A 22,976-nucleotide genomic window follows, 5' to 3' on the forward strand; every position below is an offset into this window, starting at 1 on the left:
GAGTAATCGCAGGTGCTGGGCGGTCCAACCGAGGTGTCAGGTGGACGTCAGCGCTAGTTGGATTGCCTACTTGTAGCTTTCGTGTCGTCGACGCGATGTACTAGATGGACAGTTCGATGCCGTCTGGGGGAGCCTCGGCACCGCCGGTCAGGACTGCCTGGTGTTCGGGGGAGTCCGGGTCGAGAACCGGGTTGGTGTTGTTCAAGTGGGTAAAAAGGAAGCGCTTGCCGGGGTGGCGGGCGATGTGGGTGAGGCTGCCATCCGGGCCTGCGATGGGGATGTGGCCCATGGCGTGTTGGGCTTTGGTGTCGATGCCCTTGGCTGTGGTGCTGGACATTTCGTCAGGGGAATAGAAGGTGCCGTCGAGGATTACGCAGGATGCGTCCGCGATGAAGGAGTCGAACTCTGGGGGCCAGGTTTTCAAACAGGGGGCGTAGACCAGGATACCGCCGGCCGGGTCGGTGATCTTATAGGCGACCACCCATGGTCCATTCACTGTGTACCGGACGTACTTGGGCTGCTTGTCACTGATCGGGAGGATGCTCACCTGGAGGCCGTCCACCTCGAAGGCGGAGGTCACTGGCTGCCAGTTCCACGCGCCGTAACGGGAAACGATCTCCTGCAAGGGGAAATCGTGCTGCAGGGCGTGCAACACCGCGGCCGGGGCCCAGACGCGGAGGCCCGCGCCTTCGCGGAGCATGGTCAGGCCTAGGGTGTGGTCGAGTTCGGCGTCGGTGAGCAGGGCTCCTCGGATGGGGGTGTCGCGGGGGCCTGGGCCGGGGGCCAGTTGCTTCGCGGCAAGGATCTGGGCGCGGATGTCGGGGGAGGCGTTGATCAGGTACCAGCCCTCACCGTCCGCGCTTATCGCTATGCAGTCCTGGGTTCGGGGTGGCAGGCCTGCTTTGCACATTCGGCAGGCGCAGTTCCACTGGGGGAATCCGCCGCCGGCCGCCGTTCCGAGCAGCAGGGCTTTCACCGCACCACCTTGCGCATCACGAAGTCCGGTGCTGTGTCCGGGCTTCCGGCCAGGATTGTATCGATCGTCGCTCGGTTGGGTGACTTCGAGCAGACTGGGTCTGTGGCCGCCGCGTCGCCGGTCAGCAGGAATGCCTGGCAGCGGCAGCCGCCGAAGTCGATGCCGCGGCGTGAGCAGCTGCGGCATGGGTCTGGCATCCAGTCTTCGCCACGATATACGTTGAAGGATGATGACTTGTACCAGATGTCCGAAAGGGACGTGGAGAGTACGTTGTCCAGCTTCAAAGTTGTGATCGCGGATGCGGCTGGGCACGGGAGGACGTCGCCGTTCGGTGCCACGGTCAACTGACGTGAACCCCAGCCGTACATGCAAGGTTTGGGATAAGGCGAGTAGTAATCCGCAACCACGTAGACGATCTGCATTGTGTCGCGCAGTCTTTCTGTTGCGGCGCGCACGATTGGTTCGGCTGAGGCGAGCTGGGCGGCTGTGGGCATGAGGGCGTCGCGGTTGCGCAGGCCCCAGCCGTAGTACTGGGTGTTGGCCAGTTCCAGACGATCGGCGCCCATCTGTTCGGCCAGGGCGATCAGGTCGGCCACCTGGTGGTGGTTCGCGCGGTGGAGCACTACGTTCACCGTCAGCGGCATGTCCAGCTTCTTGACCGCTCGCGCCGCCGCGAGTTTGTGCGTGTGTGCCTTGACGCCGGCGATCTTGTTGGCCATCTCGGCGTCGGCGCCCTGTACCGAGAGTTGTACGTGGGCGAGACCGCGGTCGGCCAGGTCTGCCAGGCGTTTCTCGGTCAGACCGAGGCCGCTGGTCACCAGATTGACATAACAGCCCAGGTCTGACGCGCGTTCGACCAGTTCTGGCAGGTCTGGGCGGGCCAGCGGTTCTCCGCCGGACATGTGCACCTGCAGGACACCGAGTTCACGGGCCTGCTCGATGATCGACAGCCATTGCGCGGTGGACAGCTCGTTGTCGCGGGTCACCAGCTCGATCGGGTTCGAGCAGTACGGGCAGTGCAACGGGCACCGGTGGGTCAGCTCGGCGAGCATGCCCAGCGGCGGCTGCGCGGTCACGTCCACGACACGACCCGCCGATCTTCCAGCCTGGTCAGGACGTCCTGCACGTCCTGCGCCCGGACGCCCTCGTACTTCTTGCCCAGCAAAGTAGTGATCTCGGCGACCGTGGTGACTCCATCGCACAGCTCGAGCACGGCTGCCGCGGTCTTGTTCGGTACGAGAACACCTTCTGGGAACAACAGAACGTGCGTCTCACGGGTCTTGTCGTACGTCAGCCTGACGCCTCGGCGCAATCTTGGCGTGGAGTCGAGCCCGATCGTGGTCACCGGCGTCACTCCTTCCTGGCTGCTCGCTCGATCGCGTCCAACATGGACCACAGCACGTCGCACTTGAACGACAGTGCGGCGATCGCCTTCTCCTGCTCAACAAGGGTTCTGCTGTACTCGACCACAATGTCTACTGTGGCCTGTCCTTCACCGGACACCGCGTCGATCCGGTTGGTGAAGTACGCCAGGTCCTCACGCCGGATCCAGGAGTAGCTCGCCAGCATGTCGGTGACCCGCTGACGCATCAGGTGCCCGGAGAACATCTCGGTCAGGCCGGACGCGATCGCCTCGACCCACGGCTTGGTGCGGGCGAAGGTGACGTAGGCGTCGACGGCGAACCGGACGCCGGGAGCGACGTGCCGCTCATCGAGAACTTCCTCACGCGTCAGGCCGACGGCCTCGCAGAGCCGCAGCCAGCGCTCACGGCCGCCTTCGCCCTCGGCGCCGCCGTCGTGGTAGACGATCCTGGCCAGCCAGTCCCGGCGGATCTGCGGCACGGGACAGTTGCTGATGATCGCGGCGTCCTTCTGCGGCAGCATGCTCTGGTAGTACCAGCGGTTGGCCGCCCAGGTGCGCAGCTCGAACTCCGAGAGGCTGCCGTCGTGCAGTCTGCGGTGAAACGGATGGCTTCCCCAGTAGCGGTGCGACAGGCCCCGCAGCGCGCCGACGAACTCGTCGGCCGGCATCGGAGAGTTCGAAGTGGACACACGTTCCTCCAGGACGGGAAGGGCGGGGACCGGGGCGCGACCGGTCCCCGCCACCAGGACGTTTTCTCAGTCCATCCGAGCCGCGTAGGCCGTGACCTCCATCGGCGTCTCATACTCGACGAAGTCCGGAGTGGTCCAGACCTCGCGCTCCGTGCTTTCGATCATTGTGCACTCCTCGGATCGGTGACGGTCTTTGGTGGACCGTCGTCCAAAGGGCTTGTGTCAAGCATCCTGAGCGTAGGAGCTGATCGGGCCGCAAAGCTAGTCTTCTAGGGCTTTCTGTGTTCCGGTGACGCGTTGATCCCTGTGAACGGGACATCCATTGTCCTGCTTGTCACCGATTGTAACGGCAGTGATCGGATGTTTCCGGCATCCTTAACTCGGTCGGAGGTAGGTCGGTCACCACTCTGTGTGCTTGTATGCAGTTGCCGCCCGTGAAGCCCAAGGGATGCTCCAGGAGGCAAACTCATGACAATTCGTCGAAAAGTCGCCACTGCCGCTGTGTCGGCGGCGACTGTGCTGGGTACGGTACTGGCCCCAGCCGCGTCCGCGGACGTGTCGCCACTGGCGATCCGTCAGGTCGCAAGTGGACTCAACCAGGCCTGGTCGGTGGACTTCCTGCCGGACGGAACGGCTCTGTTCACTGAAAAGGACTCCCGCAAGATCCGCAAGATCGCCCCGGACGGCGCGATCTCGGATGTGCAGACCATCTCGGGTGTCAGTGTCACCAAGGAGGCCGGTCTGCTCGGCATCGCGGTGTCACCGACGTACTCATCCGATCAATTGGTTTTCATCTACTACACGACAAGTTCCGACAACCGGATAGCCAAACTCAAGCTCGGTCAGGCCCCGACTCCCATCGTCACCGGGATTCCGCGCGGCTCCCAGTACCACCACGGCGGCCGGATCAAGTTCGGCCCGGACGGCTACCTCTACGCCGGAACCGGTGACGGCCAGAACGGCGACAACGCGCAGAACAAGAACTCCCTGGGAGGAAAGGTTCTCCGCGTGGACAAGAACGGCGCAGCGGCGCAGGGCAACCCGTTCAACAGCCGCGTCTATTCGATGGGCCACCGCAACGTGCAGGGCCTGGCATGGGTTGGATCGCAGCTGTACGTCGCGGACATCGGCGCCAGCAAGGTGGACGAGCTGAACAAGATCACGCCGGGCGCCAACTACGGCTGGCCGACGTGTGAAGGCCCCTGCAACAACACGGGTTTCACCAACCCGGTGAAGACGTGGCCCACGTCCAGCGCGACGCCGAGCGGCCTGACTTACTACAAGGGCAGCCTGTTCATGGCTTCCCTCAAGGGCGGCACCTACAAGCTGAACACCAGCGGCGCGGGTGGAAAGCTCTACACCAACCTGGGCCGGACCCGTGACGAGGTCGCGGGACCGAACAACGTGCTCTGGGTGATCACGCCGAGCGGCATCTACAACGCCGACGGCTCCTGAGAAAAGGGTGACCCGCGCCGCCCTGCATGGTGCGGGTCACCCACTCTCACTTGACGTCCACAATGGCTGGTGCCTGGCCGGCCCGCTGTACGAGGATCTGAACAGTGCCGACCGGCGCCAGCAAGGATTCGGCACGCTCACCCTGCCATGGACCGTCCACAGTGGTCCTATAGCTGAGCTTCGTGTCCTTGGCTGCGGCGACCCATCCTTCGTTGTCCGGAAGTTGGGCAAGCACGGGCAACAGTTTCGTGGGGTCGGCCGGCCCGACGAGCGAGACGCCGCGGATCCCTCTCTGTGAGACATCGGCGGACTTGCGGGTTACAACGTAGATTCGGGCCTGTGCCTCATTGGGTGCCTGGTACTCGCTGACGACAGCCATCCGTCCGTCGGACAGTCCCACCGTCAGATACCACGAGCTTGAATCATTGGAAGGTGGCGTCGCACGGTCCATCAGGGGCGAGATCCGAACCGCGGCATTGAACCGCGAGACTGCCGCGGCCTTGTCCCGCCAGCGATCGGGTTCGATACCCGCCCACATCATGTGGCTCTCGCCGGGATTGTTCCAGGGCAGACCCCTGCGCGGTCTCCTGGGCGATATCGCCGTGCTGCCGTCGTCGACCACGATGAACAGCACAACGTTCTCGGGGAAATTGACCTGGCCCGGGTCGCCCACCGCGACAGCGGGGTCCTCTGCACCGATGCCGTCCGGTAGTTGCGCGAGCACCACGCCATCGGCAGGGGCCATCGGTTGCCAGGTCCGCTTCGGCGACTTGTCGTAGTCCGCCTTGGCGGACAACGACAGCGGCTGGTCCTGCTCGATCGCGAGCACAGTCCGCAGGCCTGGCCCGAAGCGGAACGCGTGGTCGTTACCAGGCCCCTCGACCGGCTGGCTGTAGGTGGCCAGCATCCCCAACATCCCCGTGCGGACATCGATGCCGATGAGCACGCGGATCGTCTCGCGTCCTGGGAGTGCGAAGTCCTGGGCCGACTGCATCACGATCGCCGCGCGCCCGGCTGGTGTGTTGCCGGCCCAGTACACATGTGGCCGGCCGGTCACACGCCGCGGCGCCGGGACCCCGTTGCGGACCAAGTCCGGCATCGCCTTCTCCCAGACCTGCACCGCCTCGCTGAGAAAAGCGGTGTCTTTGGCCAGATCGCCCCGGGTCGGCTGGTCCAGTCGCGGATCGGTGGCGACCTGCGCCGGTTCGGACAGAGACTGCCAGCCGAAGACGGCCGTGCCGCCGACGGCCAACGCTGTGGCAGCGGCCACACCCGCGACAACCAGCCTTCTGCGGCGGACCCGGCGGGCACCGCCGCGAACCACCTTCCCGGCGAAGTCCGGTGCGGTCTCCAACTCGGCTGTGGCTCCGTGCAGAGCAGCCCGCAGTTCCTCGGTGTTCATGGCTTGCTCCCCACGTTGTCGCCGAGCAGGTCCCGCAACTTGGCGAGGCCTCGCGATGTCTGGCTTTTGACCGTGCCGATCGAGGAACCGAGCGCCGCGGCGGTGTCGGCTTCGCTCAGATCGTCGAAGAACCGCAACACGATCACCGCGCGCATGCGCTCGGGTAGTTCGCCGAGAGCACGGACCACCAGATCGCGGTCCACCACGTCCTTCTCCGGACCGTCTACGACGGGTGCCGGTGCGGATGTGAGGGGTGTCTCATGCACGCGTCTGGACTTGCTGCGCCATCGATTTGCGGAGGCGTTGGCCAGTGCCGCCCGGGCGTACGCCTCGGGATGGCCCTTGAGCCGCCGCCACTTCGGGTACATCCGTTCCAGCACGTCCTGCAGCAGATCCTCAGCGGCGCCCCGGTCGCCCGCGCAGAGCAAGTACGCTGTGCGCAGCAGGACTGCTGAACGACTGGCTACGAACAGCTCGAACTCACCCTTGTCATTCACCCCGGTGAACCCCCTTACGGCCATCCTCACCCGGCATCACACCGGGAGGGGCGTCGAGGTTGCGAAGTCCTGGCGTTTAGACTGGCGGCACCAGGACACGAAGGAGAAACGCGTGGCCGAGATTTCCGTCGAACTCGTCGCCGTCGAGCGGCGCCTCTGGTCGGGCACCGCCAAGATGGTGATCGCGCAGACCACCGAGGGTGAGCTCGGCGTGCTGCCCGGTCACGAACCGCTGCTCGGCCAGCTGGTCGAGGGTGGCGTCGTCAAGATCCGGACGGCCGACGACGAGACGATCGTGGCCGCGGTCCACGGCGGTTTCCTGTCCATCACCGGTGACGGCGTGAGCATCCTCGCGGAGTCCGCCGAGCTGGCTGAGGAGATCAACGTAGAGCAGGCGCGTGCGGCTGTGACCGGCGCGCAGGACGAGGACGAGCGGGCCAGAGCAGCGGGCCGGCTTCGCGCCGCCGGACAGACGGTCTGACTGGCCGCGGGACTGGGTGGGAGCGGCCGTGGAGATCCTCTGGCTGATCGGGACGCTCCTGGCCGTCACGGCGGCCACGTTGATCCTGCTGGCGGTGCGTCGGCTCCGGTTGATCCGGATGGGCGGCATCAATGTCGCGCTGCGCACGCATCTGGACAATCCGCGCGGCTGGCATCTTGGCGTGGCCCGCTATCACGGCGACGAGTTCGCCTGGTACCGGGCGCTGAGCCTGCGCAACGGCCCGAACCGGATCATCCAGCGGGACGGGTTCGAGATCGACGACCGGCGTGAGCCGGATCCCCAGGAGCTTTACGGCGTGCCCAACGGCGCGATCGTGTTGCGCTGCCGGGCCGAACTCGACCCGCCGCGCTCCAAGAAGGCCTTCGGCGGCCCGGACACCGAGGTCGAGATCGCGATGACCCCGGACGCACTGACCGGTTTCCTGTCGTGGCTGGAATCCGCGCCTCCGGGCCGTCGCCTTCCTTACGCGTCTTAGGTCAGAGTTTGACCTGCATCACCGGGTTGGTCGTCGGGCTCGTCGAGCCGTTCGAAGGTTCGACCGTCAGCGCCAGCGCAGTGGCTCCCGCGGCGGGTGAGAGGTCATTGGCGGCGATGCTGCCATTGGAAGCATGGATCAGTCCCGCAGAGGTCGGCTGGCCTTGGCCTTTGACGTACCACAGCTGATAGGCCTTGTTCGATGGCAGCGGCGCCGCGTTCACCAAGGACATCACCATCTTGTTCTGGCGTGCGGACACCAAGGCGACCGCAGTGCCGCCACCGTCGATGGGTGACGCGAGGACTTTGACGTCCGGGCCGATCAACACGGACTGCAGCTTGTTCAACTCGCTCTGGGACTGCGCCAACTGCTCCTGCAGGTTGTTGTTGCTGACGTACCACCCGACGCCGACACCTGCGGCCCCGACGATGCTCGCGGCTGCCGCGAACACAGCGACACGCGTGCCCCAACGCTTTGGCCGCACCACAACGCGGTCTACGGCCAGCGGGGGGAGCTGTCTCGCCTGCACGGTGGCTGTCAGCACCTTGTTCCATAGCTGTGGCGGCGGGTACGCGGCCGTGGCTGTGCCGAGGCGCGCGGTCGTTTCCCGCAATTCGGCGACTTCTTGGTGGCAGGCGGGGCACCCGGACATGTGGTCCTCAAACGCCCTGCGTTCCATTTCAGACAACGCGTCCAGTACGTACGCACCCGTCAGCGTGTGCACATCGTTGTTCACGCCGTCACCCCCATGCAGTCACGGAGCCGGATCAGCCCGTCCCGCAGTCGTGTCTTGACCGTCCCCAGCGGGGAATCGAGCAGGTGCGCGACCTCCCGGTAGGTGTAGCCCTGGTAGTACGCGAGCATCACCGACTCGCGCTGAAGATCAGTGAGACTGCCGAGACAGCGCCGCACCTGTTCGCGCTCGAGCCTGCCCGCGACCACTTCCGTGACTTCGTCGAACGGACGGGCGCTTTCAGCGCGGGCGGCGCGTGTGTCGCGGTCTGTGCTGGCTTGCGCGGAGCGGACGCGGTCGACGGCTTTGCGGTGCGCGATGGTCATCGCCCACGACAACACCGAGCCGCGGTCCGGGCTGTAACGCGTGGCAGAGCGCCAAAGTTCGAGGAAGACCTCTTGCGCGACTTCTTCCGACTGCGCGGGGTCTCGCAGAATCCGCTGTACCAGGCCGAAAACCGGGGCGGAGAGATGACGGTAGAGCTGTTCGAACGCGACGTCGTCGCCGCGGGCCACCCGCGGCAGGAGGTCGTCAAGGGTGGCGGGTTGTGCCCCGCCGGCCTGCGGTGATCGTTGCGCCCGCTCTCGCATCCTCACCCCTCCTAGCAATTCTGCCTGCACGCCGGAGATTCGCTCCGTACGGGCGAACGGATTGGTCTCAGTCGGGCCAATCCGGAGGCACAGACGCTAGTGGATGGGACGCGGCGCGGGCTATCTGGATTCGGCGGAGGCCGCCTTGCCGCGGGTGCGCCCGAGCCGGGTCACTCCTGCGGCAAGACGAACCCCCAGCTCTCTGATGAACACTCGAGGACCCGTGCTGCCATCATGTGGCAGCACGGCTGGGCTCACGCGGACGCGGACAGCCATTTCGACCTGCCAGGACGGGCCGGAACCCAGCACCCGTTGACGTTCGGCACATCCCCGGGCTCGGGATCCGGCAGGGTGAGCAATTGGGCGACGACTTCGGCGGACGGGCCGCTGGAGCGCCAGAAAACCTTGTACGGAAAGAAGATGTCGGACTCGTCACCCGGGATGCGGGTGGCGTCGGCATCTTGCTCGCCGTAGATCTGCACCACATCGATCACGCCGTGGTGCACACGCACACCGACCACGGCGGCGATCTCGCCGTCCGCGTCGCGCGGGTGCGCGAAGCTGAAACCGCGGGCCATCAGCTCCCGGAGTTGCTCTTCGAACTGGTCCATGTCGCCACCCGCTTCACAACAGGACGTCGTCGAATTCGCCGTCCTTCGCGCCTGCGAGGAACGCGGCCATCTCCGCGCGCGTGTAGATCAGCGCGGGGCCGTTCGGAAACCTGGAATTGCGGACCGCGATCTCACCGGACTCGAGCGAGGCGACTTCGACACAGTTGCCGACCGCGCCGCTCATGCGGCTCTTGCGCCAGTCCACACCGCCTAGGCGGTCTGCGGATACCCCGTTGTGTACAGCGCTCATGAAGTGCTCCCACCTGTTCCCCGACTTGCCTTGGCGGCGGCACGTCTGGATCTTCGTGCACAAGCAAGGTAGCACGAGCGACTGCACGGGCGCATGCACGTGCATCTGCACGAATTTCACACTTGGATAAAAATCTGAGATCTTCACGGATTTTCTCGACAGTCCGTAATCGCTGGTCACGGACGGTGCGAACGTTTACATATCTACGCCGACGTAGGTAGTGGGTTATGCCACATTCAGACCGCGCAAGTGCGCCGGGGTGGAGACAGACAGGCACGCCCGGATACAGGACGTTGTTACAGCGACTTGAGGACCTTGCCGAGCGTGCGGCGGGTGTGTTCGGGCGTCTCGGCCTCGACCACGAGCCGGTGCGCGGCCTTGCTGTACACCTCGACCTCGTCGGTCTTGTCCAGGTACAGCGCGCCGCAGAGATGCTCCAGGTAGACGATGTCCGGCAGTTCGGGCTCGGCGAACCGCAGCAGCGTGAACGGCGTCTCGGCGGCCGACCCGCCCAGCTCGAACGGTAGGATCTGCAGCGAGATGTTGGACATCCGGGTGAGCTCCATCAGGTGCTCGAGCTGACCTCGAAGCACCTTGCGGCCGCCCATCTGCCGATGGATGCACGCTTCCTCGATGACCGCCCACAACCTCGGCGCCTGCGGCGAGGCGAGCAGCCTCTGCCGCTGCATCCGCAGGTTCACGCGGCGGTCGATCTCCTCCGGTGGCGCGTCCGGTCTGCCTCGCAACATCACTGCGCGGGCGTAGGCCTCGGTCTGCAGCAGGCCAGGGATGAACTGCACCTCGTAGGTCTGGATCCGGGACGCGGACTCCTCCAGGCCGACGAAGTCCTGGAACCAGTGCGGCATCAGGTCGTTGAAGCGCTGCCACCAGCCGGGCTGGTTCGACTCGCGGACCAGGTGCAGGAAGATCTCCCGGTCGGACGTGTCGGTCACGCCGTAGAGCGTCAGCAGGTCGGCGACGTCGCGTTCCTTGAACGACACACGGCCGAGCTCCACCCGGCTGATCTTGGAGCCGGAGCCGCGGATGGCGTAGCCGGCGTCCTCTCTGGAGATGCCTTTGGCCTCGCGCAACCTGCGGAGCTGGCTGCCCAGCACCATCCTGCGCGCGGTGGGACCACTGCCAGCGGGTTCACCCGTGGACATGGTCACCTCCGTCTCGGCGCTCGAGTGCGACCAACACTCTAAGACCTAACCGTTCCTCAAGCGTGCATGTCCTCGGTATTTTGTCCGCCACCACCCCTTTGCCAAAGCACGTCACCCTCCGGGTTGGCCACGCGGCAGAGGATGAACAGCAGGTCAGAGAGCCGGTTGAGGTACTTGGCGGCCAGCAGATTGGTCCGTTCGGGCTCCGCTTCGATCAAGGCCCACGTTCCGCGTTCCGCGCGCCGCGTCACCGTCCGCGCCACGTGCAGCAACGCCGCGCCGGGCGTCCCGCCGGGCAGGATGAACGAGTTCAGCTTGGTCAGCCGGGCGTTGAACTCGTCGCACCAGGTTTCCAGACGCTCTATATAGGGCTGGGTGATCCGGTCCATCGGACACGGCGGGTTCTCCACGATCGGCGTGCACAGATCCGCACCCACGTCGAAAAGGTCGTGTTGCACGCGTCGCAGCACGTCGCGGACGTCGTCGGGCAGCGCGCCCATTGCCAGGGCCACCCCGATGGCCGAGTTCGCTTCGTCGACATCGGCGTACGCGGCGAGCCTCGGGTCGGTCTTGGAGACCCGGGACATGTCGCCCAATCCGGTGGTGCCGTCGTCGCCGACCCGGGTGTAGATGCGCGTCAGGTGCACTGCCATACCCCGAACTTTATGCAACTCAGGCATGCCGAGGGGCCCGGTGGCGAGGTACTTCACCCATTTTCGGGCCAAATACTGGTCCTTAACTTTAGGGTCCTCTGAAGAGATCACCTGATGGGTTATGTTCTGTTTTCGGCGTCATGGGGAGCGTTGGAATTTGAGAACTCGTGCGAGCGACGGGCCGTCCCTTCGCCTGAGCCTCGACATGGCTCCGTCCGGACCTATGAAGGTCAAGTCCGCGGCCGAACAGCTGGTCGACCGGCTGATCACGGCGATCGCCCTCGGTGCGTTGCTGCCGGGGCAGAAGCTCCCGCCGGAGCGTGAGTTCGCCGCCCGCCTCAACGTCAGCCGCACCACCCTGCGTGACGCCCTGCACCAGCTGGAATCCCTGGGATACGTCGGCATCACGCGTGGGCGTAGCGGCGGCGTGCGTGTGCACAGCACATGGGGCCCGGAGTCGTCCTCGCACATCCGCAGCATGCTGTTGCCGCGCTGGCAGCATCTGACCTGGCTGTTCGACCTGACCAGGACGTTGCTGCCGACGATCGCCGGGATCGCCGCGGAGCGCCGGACCGAGCAGCACATCCGCAAGATCTGGGCCGCGGTCGAGGCGTACGAGCACGCCGAGGACCGCGACGTGATGCGTACGGCCGACCACACGTTGCACTCGGCGATCGCCGAGGCCACCGGCAATCCGTACTACGTGAGCATCGACTCGCAGTTGCGTATCCAGCTCACTTTCGGGACGGACTCACTGCCTTATGACGCGGAGATCAGGCAGCGCGCGCTGGACGACCACCGGCAGATCGCGAACGCCATCGAGACCTCGGATGCCGCCAGAGCCGCGGAACTGACGATGCACCACTTCGTGGAGCTGGCCGAGAAACCGATGTTGCGGCTGCGCGAGCGAGTCGAGGCCGCCGGCGTACCGGAATCCGGCTGAGCCGTACGATTGGCGCCAATCCAAGGGGTTCATCTGTCAGGAGGGTGCGTGTCTGAGCACTTCCGGGTTCACGGCGGCGCGAGACTGGCCGGCGAGGTCGATGTCGTCGGCGCCAAGAACAGTGTGCTCAAGCTGATGGCGGCGGCGCTGCTCGCGGAGGGCACGACCACCATCACCAACTGCCCGCAGATCCTTGACGTGCCGTACATGGCGGATGTGCTGCGCAGCATCGGCTGCGAGGTGTCGGTCGACGGCGACACGGTCGTCATCACCACACCGTCAGAGCTCAACCACCGCCCGGACGCCGTCTCCATGGGCAAACTGCGTGCCTCCGTCTGTGTTCTCGGCCCGCTTGTCGGACGGTGCCGACGCGCGGTCGTCGCGCTGCCAGGTGGTGACGCGATCGGCTCGCGCCCGCTGGACATGCACCAGAACGGTCTGCGTCAACTCGGCGCCACAAGCGAAATCGAGCACGGATCGGTCGTCGCCGAGGCCGAGGGGCTGCACGGCGCGCAGATCTGGCTGGACTTCCCCTCCATGGGCGCGACCGAGAACATCCTGATGGCCGCTGTTCTGGCGGACGGCACGACAGTGATCGACAACGCGGCCCGTGAGCCGGAGATCGTCGACCTGTGCACGATGCTGCAGCAGATGGGCGCCAAGATCGACGGCGCGGGCACGTCGACCCTGACCGTGCACGGAGTCACGTCCCTGCAGCCGACCGAGCACCGGGTGATCGGTGACCGGATTGTCGGCGCGACCTGGGCATTCGCCGCGGCCATCACGCGTGGCGACATCACCGTGCGTGGCGTCGACCCGCATCACCTGGACCTCGTGCTCGACAAGCTGCGTACGGCGGGCGCGGAGATCACGGTCTACGACGACAAAGCGTTCCGGGTTGTGATGAACGAGCGCCCGAAGTCGGTGGACTTCGTCACGCTGCCGTACCCCGGGTTCGCCACGGACCTGCAGCCGTTCGCGATCGCGTTGTGCGCGGTGTCCGACGGCACCGCCATGATCACGGAGAACCTGTTCGAAGCGCGATTCCGTTTCATCGAGGAGATGATGCGGCTCAGCGCGGACGCACGGACTGACGGTCACCACGCGGTGATCCGTGGCGTGGAGAAGCTGTCGAGCGCTCCCGTATGGGCGTCGGACATCCGCGCAGGCGCAGGGCTTGTGCTCGCAGGGTTGTGCGCTGACGGCGTGACCGAGGTGTGGGACGTGTTCCACATCGACCGTGGCTACCCGGAGTTCGTGGAGAACATGAACCGTCTGGGCGCCCAGGTCGAGCGAGTAGCCGCCGCCCCCTCCCGCTAGCCGGTTTTCATGTGCCCCCAATGCCACATTGGGGGCGTCAGATGCCCCCAATGTGGCATTGGGGGCACCCCACAGCGGGCGCACAGGTGTCGCACAGAAGGCTCAAATCCCGTCCCGTGACGATGGGCCTATGACAGAACCTGAGCTGACCTACCAGGGCCGCCGGTTGCCCCGCCCGCAGGACGAGGTCGTCGACCAGGGCCTCGGTTTCGACATCGGAACGCTGTTGAGCCGTCGTCGTGCACTGCGGGTTCTCGGTCTCGGCGCGGCCGGTGTCGCGCTGACCGCGTGCGGCGCCGACGCCGGCGGTTCCACCACCACAACAACCACTACAGCTTCGTCTTCGGCCGGTTCGTCCGGTGAGATCCCGGACGAGACAGCCGGTCCGTACCCGGGCGACGGCTCGAACGGGCCGGATGTGCTCGAGCAGAGCGGCGTGGTGCGCAGCGACCTCCGCTCCAGTTTCGGCGACTTCAGCGGCACCGCCGAGGGCGTGCCGATGACCCTGGAACTGGTGATCTCCGACCTGGCCAAGGGCGGCGTGTCGTTCGCCGGCGTGGCCGTCTACGTCTGGCACTGCGACCGCGCCGGCGGTTACTCCCTTTATTCACAAGGGATCGAGAACCAGAACTACCTGCGCGGTGTGCAGATCGCCGGCAGCGACGGCCGCGTGAAGTACACCAGCATCTTCCCGGCCTGCTACGACGGCCGCTGGCCGCACATCCACTTCGAGGTCTACCCCGACGAGGCCAGCATCACCGACGCCACCAAGGCGATCGCCACCTCCCAGGTCGCGTTGCCGCAGAACGTGTGCGAAACGGTGTATGCCCAGACCGGCTACGAGCAGTCCGTGTCGAACCTCAAAAAGGTGAGCCTGAGCAGCGACAACGTGTTCGGTGACGACAGCGGCGCCTTGCAGCTCGCGACCGTGACCGGTGACATCAACAGCGGTTACGCCGTTACTCTCTCCGTCGGCGTGGACACCACGACGACACCGACCGGCGGCGGCGCGCCTCCTGCCGGTGGTGGACCCGGCGGTGGCCCGGGTGGTCCGCCTCCCAGCCGCTAGCTGGTCACGCGCCCTCAAAAGTGGCCTTTGAGGGCGCCACCCGGTCGTGTGCTTTCTCGATCCATGTGAGTCAGTGCACGTTATTCGGCGATTACCGGCCAGTACCGTAAGGGAATCCCCGCGTTACCGGAGGTAGACATGCCGTACCCGACCGACCGCGAACGTGACCGGCCGTGGGTCATGCGGACCTACGCCGGCCATTCGTCGGCGACGGCGTCGAACGCCTTGTACCGCCGCAACCTGGCCAAAGGCCAGACTGGACTGTCGGTCGCGTTCGATCTGCCGACGCAGACCGGCTACGACCCGGACCAGGAGCTCTCCCGCGGCGAGGTCGGCAAGGTCGGTGTGCCGATCAGCCACATCGGGGACATGCGGCAGCTGTTCGAGGGCATCCCGTTGGCCGAGGCCAACACTTCGATGACGATCAACTCGACGGCCATGTGGCTGCTTGCGATGTACGTCACTGTCGCCGAGGAACAGGGCGCGGAGATCTCGGCGCTCAGCGGCACCACGCAGAACGACATCATCAAGGAGTACTTGTCCCGCGGCACATACGTCTTCCCGCCGGGGCCGTCGCTGCGGCTGATCACGGACATGGTGGCGTGGACGGTCACCAACGTGCCGAAGTGGAACCCGATCAACATCTGCAGTTACCACTTGCAGGAGGTCGGGGCCAACCCCGTGCAGGAGGTCGCGTACTCGATGTGCACGGCCATCGCGGTGCTCGACGCGGTGCGTGACTCCGGTCAGGTGCCGCAGGAGGAGTTCGGCCCGGTCGTCGCGCGGATGTCGTTCTTCGTCAACGCGGGTGTGCGGTTCATCGAGGAAATGTGCAAGATGCGGGCGTTCGCGGCGCTCTGGGACGAGATCACGCTGGAGCGTTACGGAGTCCAGGACCCCAAGCACCGCCGCTTCCGTTATGGCGTGCAGGTGAACTCGTTGGGGCTGACCGAAGCACAGCCGGAGAACAACGTCCAGCGGATCGTGCTGGAGATGCTCGCGGTTTCGTTGTCCCGCAACGCTCGCGCCCGTGCGATCCAGCTTCCGGCGTGGAACGAGGCGCTCGGCCTGCCGCGCACGTGGGACCAGCAGTGGGCGCTGCGGATGCAGCAGGTGCTGGCCTACGAGACGGATCTGCTGGAGTACGAGGACATTTTCGAAGGTTCGCCGGTAATCGAGGCCAAAGTGGACGAGATCCTGCGCGGCGCCCGCGCGGAGATCGACCGCGTGCAGGCGATGGGCGGCGCGGTGGCCGCGGTCGAGAGCGGGTACATGAAGACCCAGCTCGTCGGATCGCTGGCCGGCAGGCGGATGCGCATCGAGGCCGGCGAGGAGATCATCGTCGGGGTCAACAAGTTCGACACCACCGAGCCGTCGCCGTTGCAGGCCGAGGGTGCCAATGCGATCGAACAGCTCGACCCGTTGGTCGAGCAGCAGGCCAAAGCGGCGATCCAGCGCTGGCGGTCCGGCCGCGATCAGGCCACTGTGGACGAATCGCTGGATGCCCTGCGCGAGGCGGCGAAGACCGAGGCGAACCTGGTCCCCGCGACATTGGCCTGTGCCAAGGCAGGTGTGACGACCGGTGAGTGGGCCGGCGCGCTGCGCGAGGTGTTCGGTGAGTATCGCGCCCCGACCGGAGTGTCCGGCGTCTCAGTCGGCAGCGAGGCCGGTGCCGAGTTGGCGCGCGTTCGCGAGCGCGTGCAGGCGACCAATGCCGAGCTGGGGGAGCGACTGCGCATGCTGGTCGGCAAGCCCGGGCTCGACGGCCACTCGAACGGTGCCGAGCAGGTCGCGGTGCGTGCCAGGGATGTTGGTTTCGAAGTCGTGTATCAGGGTATCCGGTTGACGCCGGACCAGATCGTGGCTGCCGCTGTGCAGGAAGGCGTCCACGTGGTCGGGCTGTCAGTGCTGTCCGGATCACATCTGGAAGTCGTGCCCGCGGTGGTGGAAGGGCTGCGGGCGGCCGGAGCCGACGACATTCCCGTCGTCGTCGGCGGTATCGTGCCGCCCGAAGACGCCAAGTCCTTGCTGGACAACGGAATCGCGCGAGTGTTCACGCCCAAGGACTACGAGCTCACCGAGATCATGTCGGGCATTGTGGACCTGATCCGGGAAACCCGGGGTTTGCCGCTCTGACCTGGCAGTTCTTCACGTGTCTACAGTGGACTGTGTTGACCTGTGTCCAACCGACCCCTTACGGTCGGGGCGTGGCTTCCAGGAGACTGCTGTTGCAGGCGACTGCGGCAGGGGCGTTGTCCTTTGTGCTGCCAGGCTGTACCCGAGTGGACTTGTCCGCCGAGCCGGACGGCGGCACATTGCTCGACAGGCTCAGACAAGACGGTGAGGTACGGATCGGTTTCGCCAACGAGGCGCCGTACAGCTTCATCAACTCCGACGCGGAACTGACCGGCGAGGCGGCCGAGGTCGCCAAGGTCGTGTTCCGGCGGCTTGGCGTGCCCAGGCTCACGCCGATCCCCTCGGAGTTCGGATCGCTGATCGCGGGGTTGAAGGTCGGCCTGTTCGACGTCATCGGCGCGGGCATGTCGATCCTGCCCAAGCGCTGCAAGCAGGTGTTGTTCACCGATCCGGACTTCATCGCGCCGGCGGCGTTCCTGGTGCCGAAGGGAAATCCCCGCGGGATCAAGACGTTCGCCGAAGTGGCGCAACAGAATCTGCGACTCGGCGTGCTGATCGGCGCGGTGGAGAAGGAATACGCCATGGCGAACGGCGTTGCGGAGAACCGGATCACGGCCTACCAGAACCAGCCAAGCGGCCTGGAGGCGGTGAACACCGGCCGGGAGGACGCGTTCGCGTTGACCTCGATCTCGTTGCGGGACGTGCTGGGTAAGAATCCCGGTGCGCCACTGGAGGTCACCACGCCGTTCGTACCCGAAGTGGACGGTAAACCGCAGTTGACGTCGGGCGGGTTCGCGTTCCTGCCTGACCAGGCCAACATCGTCGCCGCGTTCAACAAGGAACTCGCGGCCCTGCGAACATCCGGTGAGCTGCTGCGCATCCTGCAGCCGTTCGGATTCACCGAGGCCGAGATGACCGACATGAAGGCCCGTGATCTCTGCAAAGCGCCGGAGGCCTGATGTCCAGTGCACAGGTAGGCCTTCTGCTCTACGGCGCGTGGCAGACCATTCTGCTGACTCTGGGCGGGATGGCTCTGGCGATAGTTCTGGCCTTTCTGGTCGGCCTTGCTCGCGTGAGCAACAGCAAGATATTGCGTGCCATAGGTTTTGTGTACGTCGAGATCTTCCGGGGCGCGGCTGTTCTCGTGCTCGCGTTCTGGTTCGTGTACGCGCTGCCTTCCCTGGGCTGGCAACTCGATCCGACGTTCGCCGGGATTCTCGCGCTGGGCCTGAACATGGGCGCGTACTCCGGTGAGGTCGTGCGGGGCGCGATCCAGGCCGTGCCGCCTGCCCAGATCGAGGCCTCGATCGCGTTGAACTTCACGGCGTCCCAACGGATGCGGCGCGTGGTTCTGCCGCAGGCCGTGGCCGCGATGATCCCTTCGTTCGGCAACAACGTGATCGAGCAGCTGAAGGCGACCGCGGTGGTCGCGGTCGTGTCGATCCCGGAACTGACCTTCAACGGCCAGCTGATCTGGAGCGGCAACGGCCGCGCGGCCGCGATCTTCGGCGGTCTGCTGATCGGCTACGGCCTGATGGCGTTGATCTTCATGGTCCTGGTGCGGCTGCTCGAACGTAAGGTCGCCGCCGCGACCGGCCGGACGCCGTCGCCGGGGATGTGGAAGCGGATGGTGGCACGCGCATGAACTGGGACTGGAACTATGCCGTGGAAATCCTGCCGCGACTGCTCGACGGCCTGCTGACCGCACTGATCGCCACCGTCATCGGTTATGCGGTCGCGCTGGTGCTCGGCCTGGTCTTCGCCCTGTTGCGGCGCAGCAACCAGCCGTGGATCAGCGTGCCGACCGGGATCCTGGTGGAGTTCATTCGCGGGACACCGCTGCTGATCCAGCTGTTCTTCCTGTTCTTCGTGCTGCCCCAACTGGGTCTGGCCCTGTCGCCGTTGGCGGCGGGCATCATCGGGCTGGGACTGCACTACGCCACCTACACGTCCGAGGTGTACCGGGCAGGCATCGAAGGTGTCCCACCTGGACAGTGGGACGCGGCTGTGGCGTTGCACCTGCCGAAACGACGGGTCTGGACCAGTGTGATCCTGCCGCAGGCGGTGCCGCGGTCGATCCCGGCCCTGACCAACTACTCGATCGCGCTGTTCAAGGACGTTCCGCAGCTGGTGGCGATCACCGTGGCGGAACCGTTCACCGTGGGGCGTGAAGTGATCTCAGAGACCTTCCGGCCGTTCGAACCGATCACGATGGCCGGCCTGCTGTATCTGGCCGTCGCGCTCGTGCTGTCCTACCTGGGCAGGATCGTCGAGCGCCGGTACAAGGGGGTGGCGGTATGAATTTCATCGAGTTCTCCCAAGTGAGCAAACGCTTTGGGGACAACGTCGTGCTCGACGACCTGTCGTTCAAGGTCGGCAACGGCGAACGCGTGACGCTCATCGGCCCGAGCGGCTCGGGCAAGACCACGATCCTGCGCATGCTGATGACGCTGACCAAACCGGACTCCGGCACGGTCGCGATCTCCGACGAGTTCCTGTTCCACGAGAAGCAGGGCGATGAACTCGTCCCGGCCAGTGAGGCGCACATCCGCAAGGTCCGCAGCCGCGTGACCATGGTGTTCCAGCAGTTCAACCTGTTCCCGAACATGAAGGTGCTGCGCAACGTCACCGAGGCGCCGATCCACGTGCTCGGCAAATCCCGGGACGAGGCCGAGCAACGTGGCCGGGAGCTGCTGGAGATGGTCGGCCTGCAGGACAAGGCCGGTTTCTTCCCGTCCCAGCTGTCAGGCGGCCAGCAGCAGCGGGTCGCCATCGCCCGTGCGCTGGCTGTCGAACCGGACATCCTGCTGCTCGACGAGGTCACCTCGGCCCTGGACCCGGAGATCGCCGCCGAGGTCCTGGACGTGCTGCGGGACGTGGCAAGGTCGAGCGACGTCACGATGCTCTGCGTCACCCACGCCATGCGCTTCGCGCGGGACGTCTCGAACCGGGTGCTGATGTTCGGCGACGGCAAGATCCTCGAAGAGGCCCCGCCCGAGCAGATGTTCAACGATCCGCAGCATGACCGCACCAAGTCCTTCCTGCGCTCGGTGCTGGAGGAGGTCTAGCAACCTACCCACGGGTAGTGGCGGGGCGGTGAACCGAACGTGTTCACCGCTTCGTATGTCCCTTGCCCCGTAAGGGAAGGAAGGGCAGGGACAATGACCGATCTTCGTACGTTCGGACTACCGGATTACGTCGAGGGGACTGACTCTGACGTCCGGCTGGGCCACGAGCTGGTCAAGACGTGGCGGGCCGACGGCCTCTTCCGGATCTCCTGCGACCGGTGGCAGGCCCGCAAGGTCGAGGACGCGTTCGAGGCGAGCAGAAGGTTCTTCACGCTCCCCGACGACATCAAGACCAGATGCGTGAGCGACCTGACCTACGCCGGTTACTCCGCCGCGGACGGCGTGGAGACGTTCACCATCTGCCAGGACATCCCCCGTGAGGACGTGCGCGTCGGCGCGCAGTGGCCGTGTCACGGGCCTGTGCCGTGGCCGAGCATCGAGTACCGGCGGGCGATGCGGACATTCCTGGACGAACTGGCCCGGATCGGCGAGCGGCTGTTGCACCTGATCGCGATCGGCCTGGAACTGCCCGACTTCGAGACGTTCACCGCGCTGGCCGAGGACGGCTGGCACCACCTGCTGACCCAGCAGATCCCGGCCAACCGGTCCGGCGACATCAGCAGCCACGGCCTGCTGGTGATCACCCTGCACGAGGGCGCGGTACTGGTGTCGCCCGGCGAGATCCTGGAGTTCCTGACCGGCGGCGCGCTGGTGGCCACCCCGCTGGAGGTCGTGGTCGGCGAGGGCGAACAGCAGGTCATGACGTACTTCCACGAGCCCAGTTTCGACAGTGGCATGCGGCCGGTGGTCGAACCGGCCACCGGGTACATCCACTATGGATCGCATTTCACCGGTGTTTTCATGCGCCGGTATCCCGACCGGATGACCACCCACCGGATCGCGGTGGAGGACCGGTTATCGATCTTGGCGAGCTTGTCGAAACGTGCCAGTGTCGGGGCCTGACACAAATCTGTGAACCGATCCTGCCTGCGGCCCGTGTGTGTCGATCACCCTGTCGGGACACGAAGGGAAAGGCAATGGCCGATCTTCGTACATTCGGGCTACCGGGTTGCATCGAAGGCAGTGCGCCGGATGTCCGGCTGGCCCAGGAAATGATCGACGCGTGGCGCACGGACGGGATCTTCCAGATCGCCTGCGACCGGTGGCAGGCCCGCAAGATCCAGGACGCGTTCGAGGCGAGCAGAAAATTCTTCGCGCTGGCCGCGGGGATGAAGTCACGATGTGTCAGCCCGCTCAGCTACGCCGGATATATCGCATCGGGTGAAGAAGTAACCGCCGGTGAAGCCGATTACTCCGAGATATTCACCGTCTGTCAGGACATTTCGCTCGACGACCCGAGGGTGCGTGGGAACTGGCCGTGCCACGGACCGGTGCCCTGGCCGAGCGCGGAGTACCGGCGGACCATGCAGGCGTACATGCTCGAAGTGGGCATGATGGGCGAGAAACTTCTGCGGCTGATCGCGCTTGGACTCGACCTTCCCGGAATCAACACACTGACCCGGCTCACCGACAATGGCTGGCACCATATGCGAGTACTGCGTTTCCCGGCGCGCAGCTCGCAGACCGAACGCGGTATCGGGGCACACACCGACTACGGAATGCTGGTCATAGCGGCGCAGGACGATGTAGGCGGGCTGTACATCAGGCCTCCGGTCGAAGGTGAGAAACGAAATCGGAACTGGCTGGAATCGGAAAGTTCGGCCGGAATGTACGAGAATGACGAGCCGTGGAACCTCGTCCGGCCGGTCGCCGACACATTGACGGTTTTCCCTGGCGATATCCTGCAATTCCTGACAGGCGGGGCCTTGCTTTCGACACCGCATAAAGTGCGGCTGAACGATCGCGAGCGTTACACGATGGCGTACTTCCATGAGCCCAATTTCGATGCGGGTATGAGGCCGCTGCTCGGCTCGGACCAGGACTCGTACATTCACTACGGAACGCATTTCACCAACATGTTCATGCGCTGCTACCCGGACCGGATCACCACCCGCGGCATCGTCGAGGCCGACCGGCTGTCGGTGTTGGCGGCCCTGGCGGAACGGGCTAGCGTCGGGGCATGACCGACTACGAGCACATCCTGGTCAAGACCGAGGGCGGCACGGTCCGGATCACCATGAACCGGGCCGCTCGGCGCAATTCGTTGTCCTTCGCGCATTTGACCGAGCTGCTGACCGCGTTCCGGGCCGCAGGCGACACGGACGCGACCGGGATCGTGCTCGCCGGCGCCGGGCCGGTCTTCTCAGCGGGCCACGACTTCGGTGACGTCGCGGCCCGTGACCTCGTCGGCGTCCGGGCATTGCTCCGGCATTGCACCGACCTGATGCGGACGATCGAGTCGGTCCCACAGGTGGTGATCGCCCGGGTGCACGGCCTCGCGACCGCGGCCGGGTGCCAGCTTGTCGCGTCGTGCGACCTTGCAGTCGCGGCCTCGTCGGCCGGATTCGCTTTGCCAGGCGGAAAAGGCGGCTGGTTCTGCCACACCCCGGCCGTGCCCGTCGCCCGCTCCATCGGCCGTAAACGACTGATGGAGATGGCGCTGACCGGAGACGTGATTCCAGCCGGGACAGCGCTGGACTGGGGCCTGGTCAACAGCGTCGTCCCGGACGACGAGCTCGACGAGGCCGTGGACTCGTTGCTGGCCAGGGCAACCAAGGGAAGCCGGGCAAGCAAGGCGTTGGGCAAGCAGACGATCTACGCCCAGCTGGACAGGCCCGAAGCCGACGCGTACGCCATCGCGTTGGAGGTCATGGCGGCCGCGTCCCAGCTGCCGGGCGCCAAAGAGGGCATGGCGTCTTTCCTTCAGAAGCGTCCGCCGGTCTGGCCGGACTAGGATTTCCTTGCGTGGAAACGGAACCGAGTCTCGGTCGTCTTGACGTCGACATCGGCGAACCCGGCCTTGGCGAGGCGATCGGGCAACGTGGCCGGATCCACCACGACCATGGTGTCGAACAAGTGGATGAGCCGGAACCGCGAACTCGGCCGGTGGCCGAGTTCGGCCAGGATCGCTCTGGCCGGCAGTCGAGTGGCCGCCGGGATGTCCTCGTCGCTCACGTGGAG

The 22,976-nt window shown here is 65.6% G+C and carries 28 protein-coding genes; 14 read left to right on the forward strand and 14 right to left on the reverse strand.

Annotation, left to right across the window (positions count from 1 at the left end; all coding sequences use genetic code 11):
- Positions 1–100: 100 nt before the first annotated feature.
- From pqqB to pqqA, 5 genes are all read right to left on the reverse strand, one after another.
- Positions 101–976, reverse strand: coding sequence for a pyrroloquinoline quinone biosynthesis protein PqqB (gene pqqB, locus JOF56_RS17820; RefSeq protein WP_209639208.1), 876 nt, complete (start codon positions 974–976; stop codon positions 101–103).
- Positions 973–2,058, reverse strand: a complete 1,086-nt coding sequence (gene pqqE / locus JOF56_RS17825) for a pyrroloquinoline quinone biosynthesis protein PqqE (protein ID WP_209639210.1) — start codon at positions 2,056–2,058, stop codon at positions 973–975. The genes pqqB and pqqE overlap by 4 nt, the downstream gene beginning before the upstream one ends.
- Entirely contained in the window at positions 2,049–2,321 is a 273-nt protein-coding gene (gene pqqD / locus JOF56_RS17830) for a pyrroloquinoline quinone biosynthesis peptide chaperone PqqD (protein ID WP_209639212.1), read from the reverse strand. Before pqqD ends, pqqE begins: the two co-directional genes overlap by 10 nt.
- A gap of 5 nt (positions 2,322–2,326) precedes the next feature.
- Complete coding sequence (gene pqqC, locus JOF56_RS17835) at positions 2,327–3,007, reverse strand: pyrroloquinoline-quinone synthase PqqC (RefSeq protein WP_209648318.1); 681 nt, start codon at positions 3,005–3,007, stop codon at positions 2,327–2,329.
- 87 nt (positions 3,008–3,094) lie between these two features.
- Complete coding sequence (pqqA, locus tag JOF56_RS17840) at positions 3,095–3,193, reverse strand: pyrroloquinoline quinone precursor peptide PqqA (RefSeq protein ID WP_209639214.1); 99 nt, start codon at positions 3,191–3,193, stop codon at positions 3,095–3,097.
- 303 nt (positions 3,194–3,496) lie between these two features.
- On the opposite strand from pqqA, the gene JOF56_RS17845 reads away from it, so the two are divergent.
- A complete protein-coding gene (locus JOF56_RS17845; RefSeq protein ID WP_209639216.1) occupies positions 3,497–4,483 on the forward strand; it encodes a PQQ-dependent sugar dehydrogenase in 987 nt (328 codons plus the stop codon).
- 46 nt (positions 4,484–4,529) lie between these two features.
- On the opposite strand, the gene JOF56_RS17850 is transcribed toward JOF56_RS17845, so the two are convergent.
- Positions 4,530–5,885 carry a hypothetical protein gene (locus tag JOF56_RS17850; protein WP_209639218.1) on the reverse strand — a complete coding sequence of 452 codons (1,356 nt, stop codon included), beginning with the start codon at positions 5,883–5,885 and terminating at the stop codon, positions 4,530–4,532.
- Positions 5,882–6,382 carry a SigE family RNA polymerase sigma factor gene (locus JOF56_RS17855; RefSeq protein ID WP_307855145.1) on the reverse strand — a complete coding sequence of 167 codons (501 nt, stop codon included), beginning with the start codon at positions 6,380–6,382 and terminating at the stop codon, positions 5,882–5,884. The genes JOF56_RS17850 and JOF56_RS17855 overlap by 4 nt, the downstream gene beginning before the upstream one ends.
- 112 nt (positions 6,383–6,494) lie before the next feature.
- Between JOF56_RS17855 and JOF56_RS17860 the strand changes: the two genes are divergently transcribed.
- On the forward strand, positions 6,495–6,863 hold the full coding sequence (locus tag JOF56_RS17860) for a F0F1 ATP synthase subunit epsilon (RefSeq protein WP_209639225.1): 369 nt from the start codon (positions 6,495–6,497) through the stop codon (positions 6,861–6,863).
- 28 nt (positions 6,864–6,891) lie between these two features.
- Positions 6,892–7,359 carry a DUF2550 domain-containing protein gene (locus tag JOF56_RS17865; RefSeq protein ID WP_209639228.1) on the forward strand — a complete coding sequence of 156 codons (468 nt, stop codon included), beginning with the start codon at positions 6,892–6,894 and terminating at the stop codon, positions 7,357–7,359.
- A 1-nt stretch (position 7,360) separates the two neighbouring features.
- Here JOF56_RS17865 and JOF56_RS17870 read toward each other — a convergent pair whose 3' ends face one another.
- The 6 genes from JOF56_RS17870 to JOF56_RS17895 all read right to left on the reverse strand — a co-directional run bounded on the left by JOF56_RS17870 (position 7,361) and on the right by JOF56_RS17895 (position 11,359).
- Positions 7,361–8,095, reverse strand: coding sequence for an anti-sigma factor (locus JOF56_RS17870; protein WP_209639231.1), 735 nt, complete (start codon positions 8,093–8,095; stop codon positions 7,361–7,363).
- A complete protein-coding gene (gene sigK / locus JOF56_RS17875) occupies positions 8,092–8,682 on the reverse strand; it encodes an ECF RNA polymerase sigma factor SigK (protein WP_209639234.1) in 591 nt (196 codons plus the stop codon). The genes JOF56_RS17870 and sigK overlap by 4 nt, the downstream gene beginning before the upstream one ends.
- A 254-nt stretch (positions 8,683–8,936) precedes the next feature.
- Positions 8,937–9,293: a hypothetical protein gene (locus JOF56_RS17880; protein ID WP_209639237.1), complete on the reverse strand. Its 357-nt coding sequence runs from the start codon at positions 9,291–9,293 to the stop codon at positions 8,937–8,939.
- A 13-nt stretch (positions 9,294–9,306) separates the two neighbouring features.
- Entirely contained in the window at positions 9,307–9,543 is a 237-nt protein-coding gene (locus JOF56_RS17885) for a DUF397 domain-containing protein (protein ID WP_209639240.1), read from the reverse strand.
- Between the two features lie 296 nt (positions 9,544–9,839).
- Positions 9,840–10,706, reverse strand: coding sequence for a Sco1979 family transcriptional regulator (locus JOF56_RS17890; protein ID WP_209639243.1), 867 nt, complete (start codon positions 10,704–10,706; stop codon positions 9,840–9,842).
- A 56-nt stretch (positions 10,707–10,762) separates the two neighbouring features.
- The gene (locus JOF56_RS17895) at positions 10,763–11,359 is read right to left on the reverse strand and encodes a cob(I)yrinic acid a,c-diamide adenosyltransferase (RefSeq protein ID WP_209639246.1); all 597 of its coding nucleotides are present in this window, start codon (positions 11,357–11,359) and stop codon (positions 10,763–10,765) included.
- Positions 11,360–11,582: 223 nt separating this feature from the next.
- On the opposite strand from JOF56_RS17895, the gene JOF56_RS17900 reads away from it, so the two are divergent.
- The 11 genes from JOF56_RS17900 to JOF56_RS17950 all read left to right on the forward strand — a co-directional run bounded on the left by JOF56_RS17900 (position 11,583) and on the right by JOF56_RS17950 (position 22,749).
- On the forward strand, positions 11,583–12,302 hold the full coding sequence (locus tag JOF56_RS17900; protein ID WP_209639249.1) for a FadR/GntR family transcriptional regulator: 720 nt from the start codon (positions 11,583–11,585) through the stop codon (positions 12,300–12,302).
- A gap of 48 nt (positions 12,303–12,350) precedes the next feature.
- Positions 12,351–13,622 (forward strand): UDP-N-acetylglucosamine 1-carboxyvinyltransferase, encoded by a 1,272-nt coding sequence (murA, locus tag JOF56_RS17905; protein ID WP_209639252.1) that lies wholly within the window; start codon positions 12,351–12,353, stop codon positions 13,620–13,622.
- Between the two features lie 130 nt (positions 13,623–13,752).
- Entirely contained in the window at positions 13,753–14,691 is a 939-nt protein-coding gene (locus tag JOF56_RS17910; RefSeq protein WP_209639256.1) for a peptidase associated/transthyretin-like domain-containing protein, read from the forward strand.
- 138 nt (positions 14,692–14,829) lie between these two features.
- Complete coding sequence (locus tag JOF56_RS17915) at positions 14,830–16,827, forward strand: ethylmalonyl-CoA mutase (RefSeq protein WP_209639260.1); 1,998 nt, start codon at positions 14,830–14,832, stop codon at positions 16,825–16,827.
- Positions 16,828–16,898: 71 nt separating this feature from the next.
- Positions 16,899–17,786, forward strand: coding sequence for an ectoine/hydroxyectoine ABC transporter substrate-binding protein EhuB (gene ehuB / locus JOF56_RS17920; protein ID WP_209639263.1), 888 nt, complete (start codon positions 16,899–16,901; stop codon positions 17,784–17,786).
- Positions 17,786–18,472 carry an ectoine/hydroxyectoine ABC transporter permease subunit EhuC gene (gene ehuC / locus JOF56_RS17925; protein ID WP_245378290.1) on the forward strand — a complete coding sequence of 229 codons (687 nt, stop codon included), beginning with the start codon at positions 17,786–17,788 and terminating at the stop codon, positions 18,470–18,472. Before ehuB ends, ehuC begins: the two co-directional genes overlap by 1 nt.
- Positions 18,469–19,128: an ectoine/hydroxyectoine ABC transporter permease subunit EhuD gene (gene ehuD, locus JOF56_RS17930; RefSeq protein WP_209639266.1), complete on the forward strand. Its 660-nt coding sequence runs from the start codon at positions 18,469–18,471 to the stop codon at positions 19,126–19,128. The genes ehuC and ehuD overlap by 4 nt, the downstream gene beginning before the upstream one ends.
- Positions 19,125–19,895, forward strand: a complete 771-nt coding sequence (gene ehuA, locus JOF56_RS17935) for an ectoine/hydroxyectoine ABC transporter ATP-binding protein EhuA (RefSeq protein ID WP_209639269.1) — start codon at positions 19,125–19,127, stop codon at positions 19,893–19,895. Before ehuD ends, ehuA begins: the two co-directional genes overlap by 4 nt.
- Positions 19,896–19,988: 93 nt before the next feature.
- Positions 19,989–20,858, forward strand: a complete 870-nt coding sequence (locus tag JOF56_RS17940) for a 2-oxoglutarate and iron-dependent oxygenase domain-containing protein (RefSeq protein WP_209639271.1) — start codon at positions 19,989–19,991, stop codon at positions 20,856–20,858.
- A gap of 74 nt (positions 20,859–20,932) precedes the next feature.
- Complete coding sequence (locus tag JOF56_RS17945) at positions 20,933–21,979, forward strand: 2-oxoglutarate and iron-dependent oxygenase domain-containing protein (protein WP_209639274.1); 1,047 nt, start codon at positions 20,933–20,935, stop codon at positions 21,977–21,979.
- Positions 21,976–22,749 (forward strand): enoyl-CoA hydratase-related protein, encoded by a 774-nt coding sequence (locus JOF56_RS17950; protein WP_209639276.1) that lies wholly within the window; start codon positions 21,976–21,978, stop codon positions 22,747–22,749. The genes JOF56_RS17945 and JOF56_RS17950 overlap by 4 nt, the downstream gene beginning before the upstream one ends.
- Here JOF56_RS17950 and JOF56_RS58005 read toward each other — a convergent pair.
- On the reverse strand, positions 22,746–22,970 hold the full coding sequence (locus JOF56_RS58005) for a hypothetical protein (RefSeq protein WP_245378291.1): 225 nt from the start codon (positions 22,968–22,970) through the stop codon (positions 22,746–22,748). The genes JOF56_RS17950 and JOF56_RS58005 overlap by 4 nt on opposite strands.
- Positions 22,971–22,976: the final 6 nt, after the last annotated feature.

It is taken from the genome of Kibdelosporangium banguiense (assembly GCF_017876405.1).
Lineage (GTDB): Bacteria > Actinomycetota > Actinomycetes > Mycobacteriales > Pseudonocardiaceae > Kibdelosporangium > Kibdelosporangium banguiense.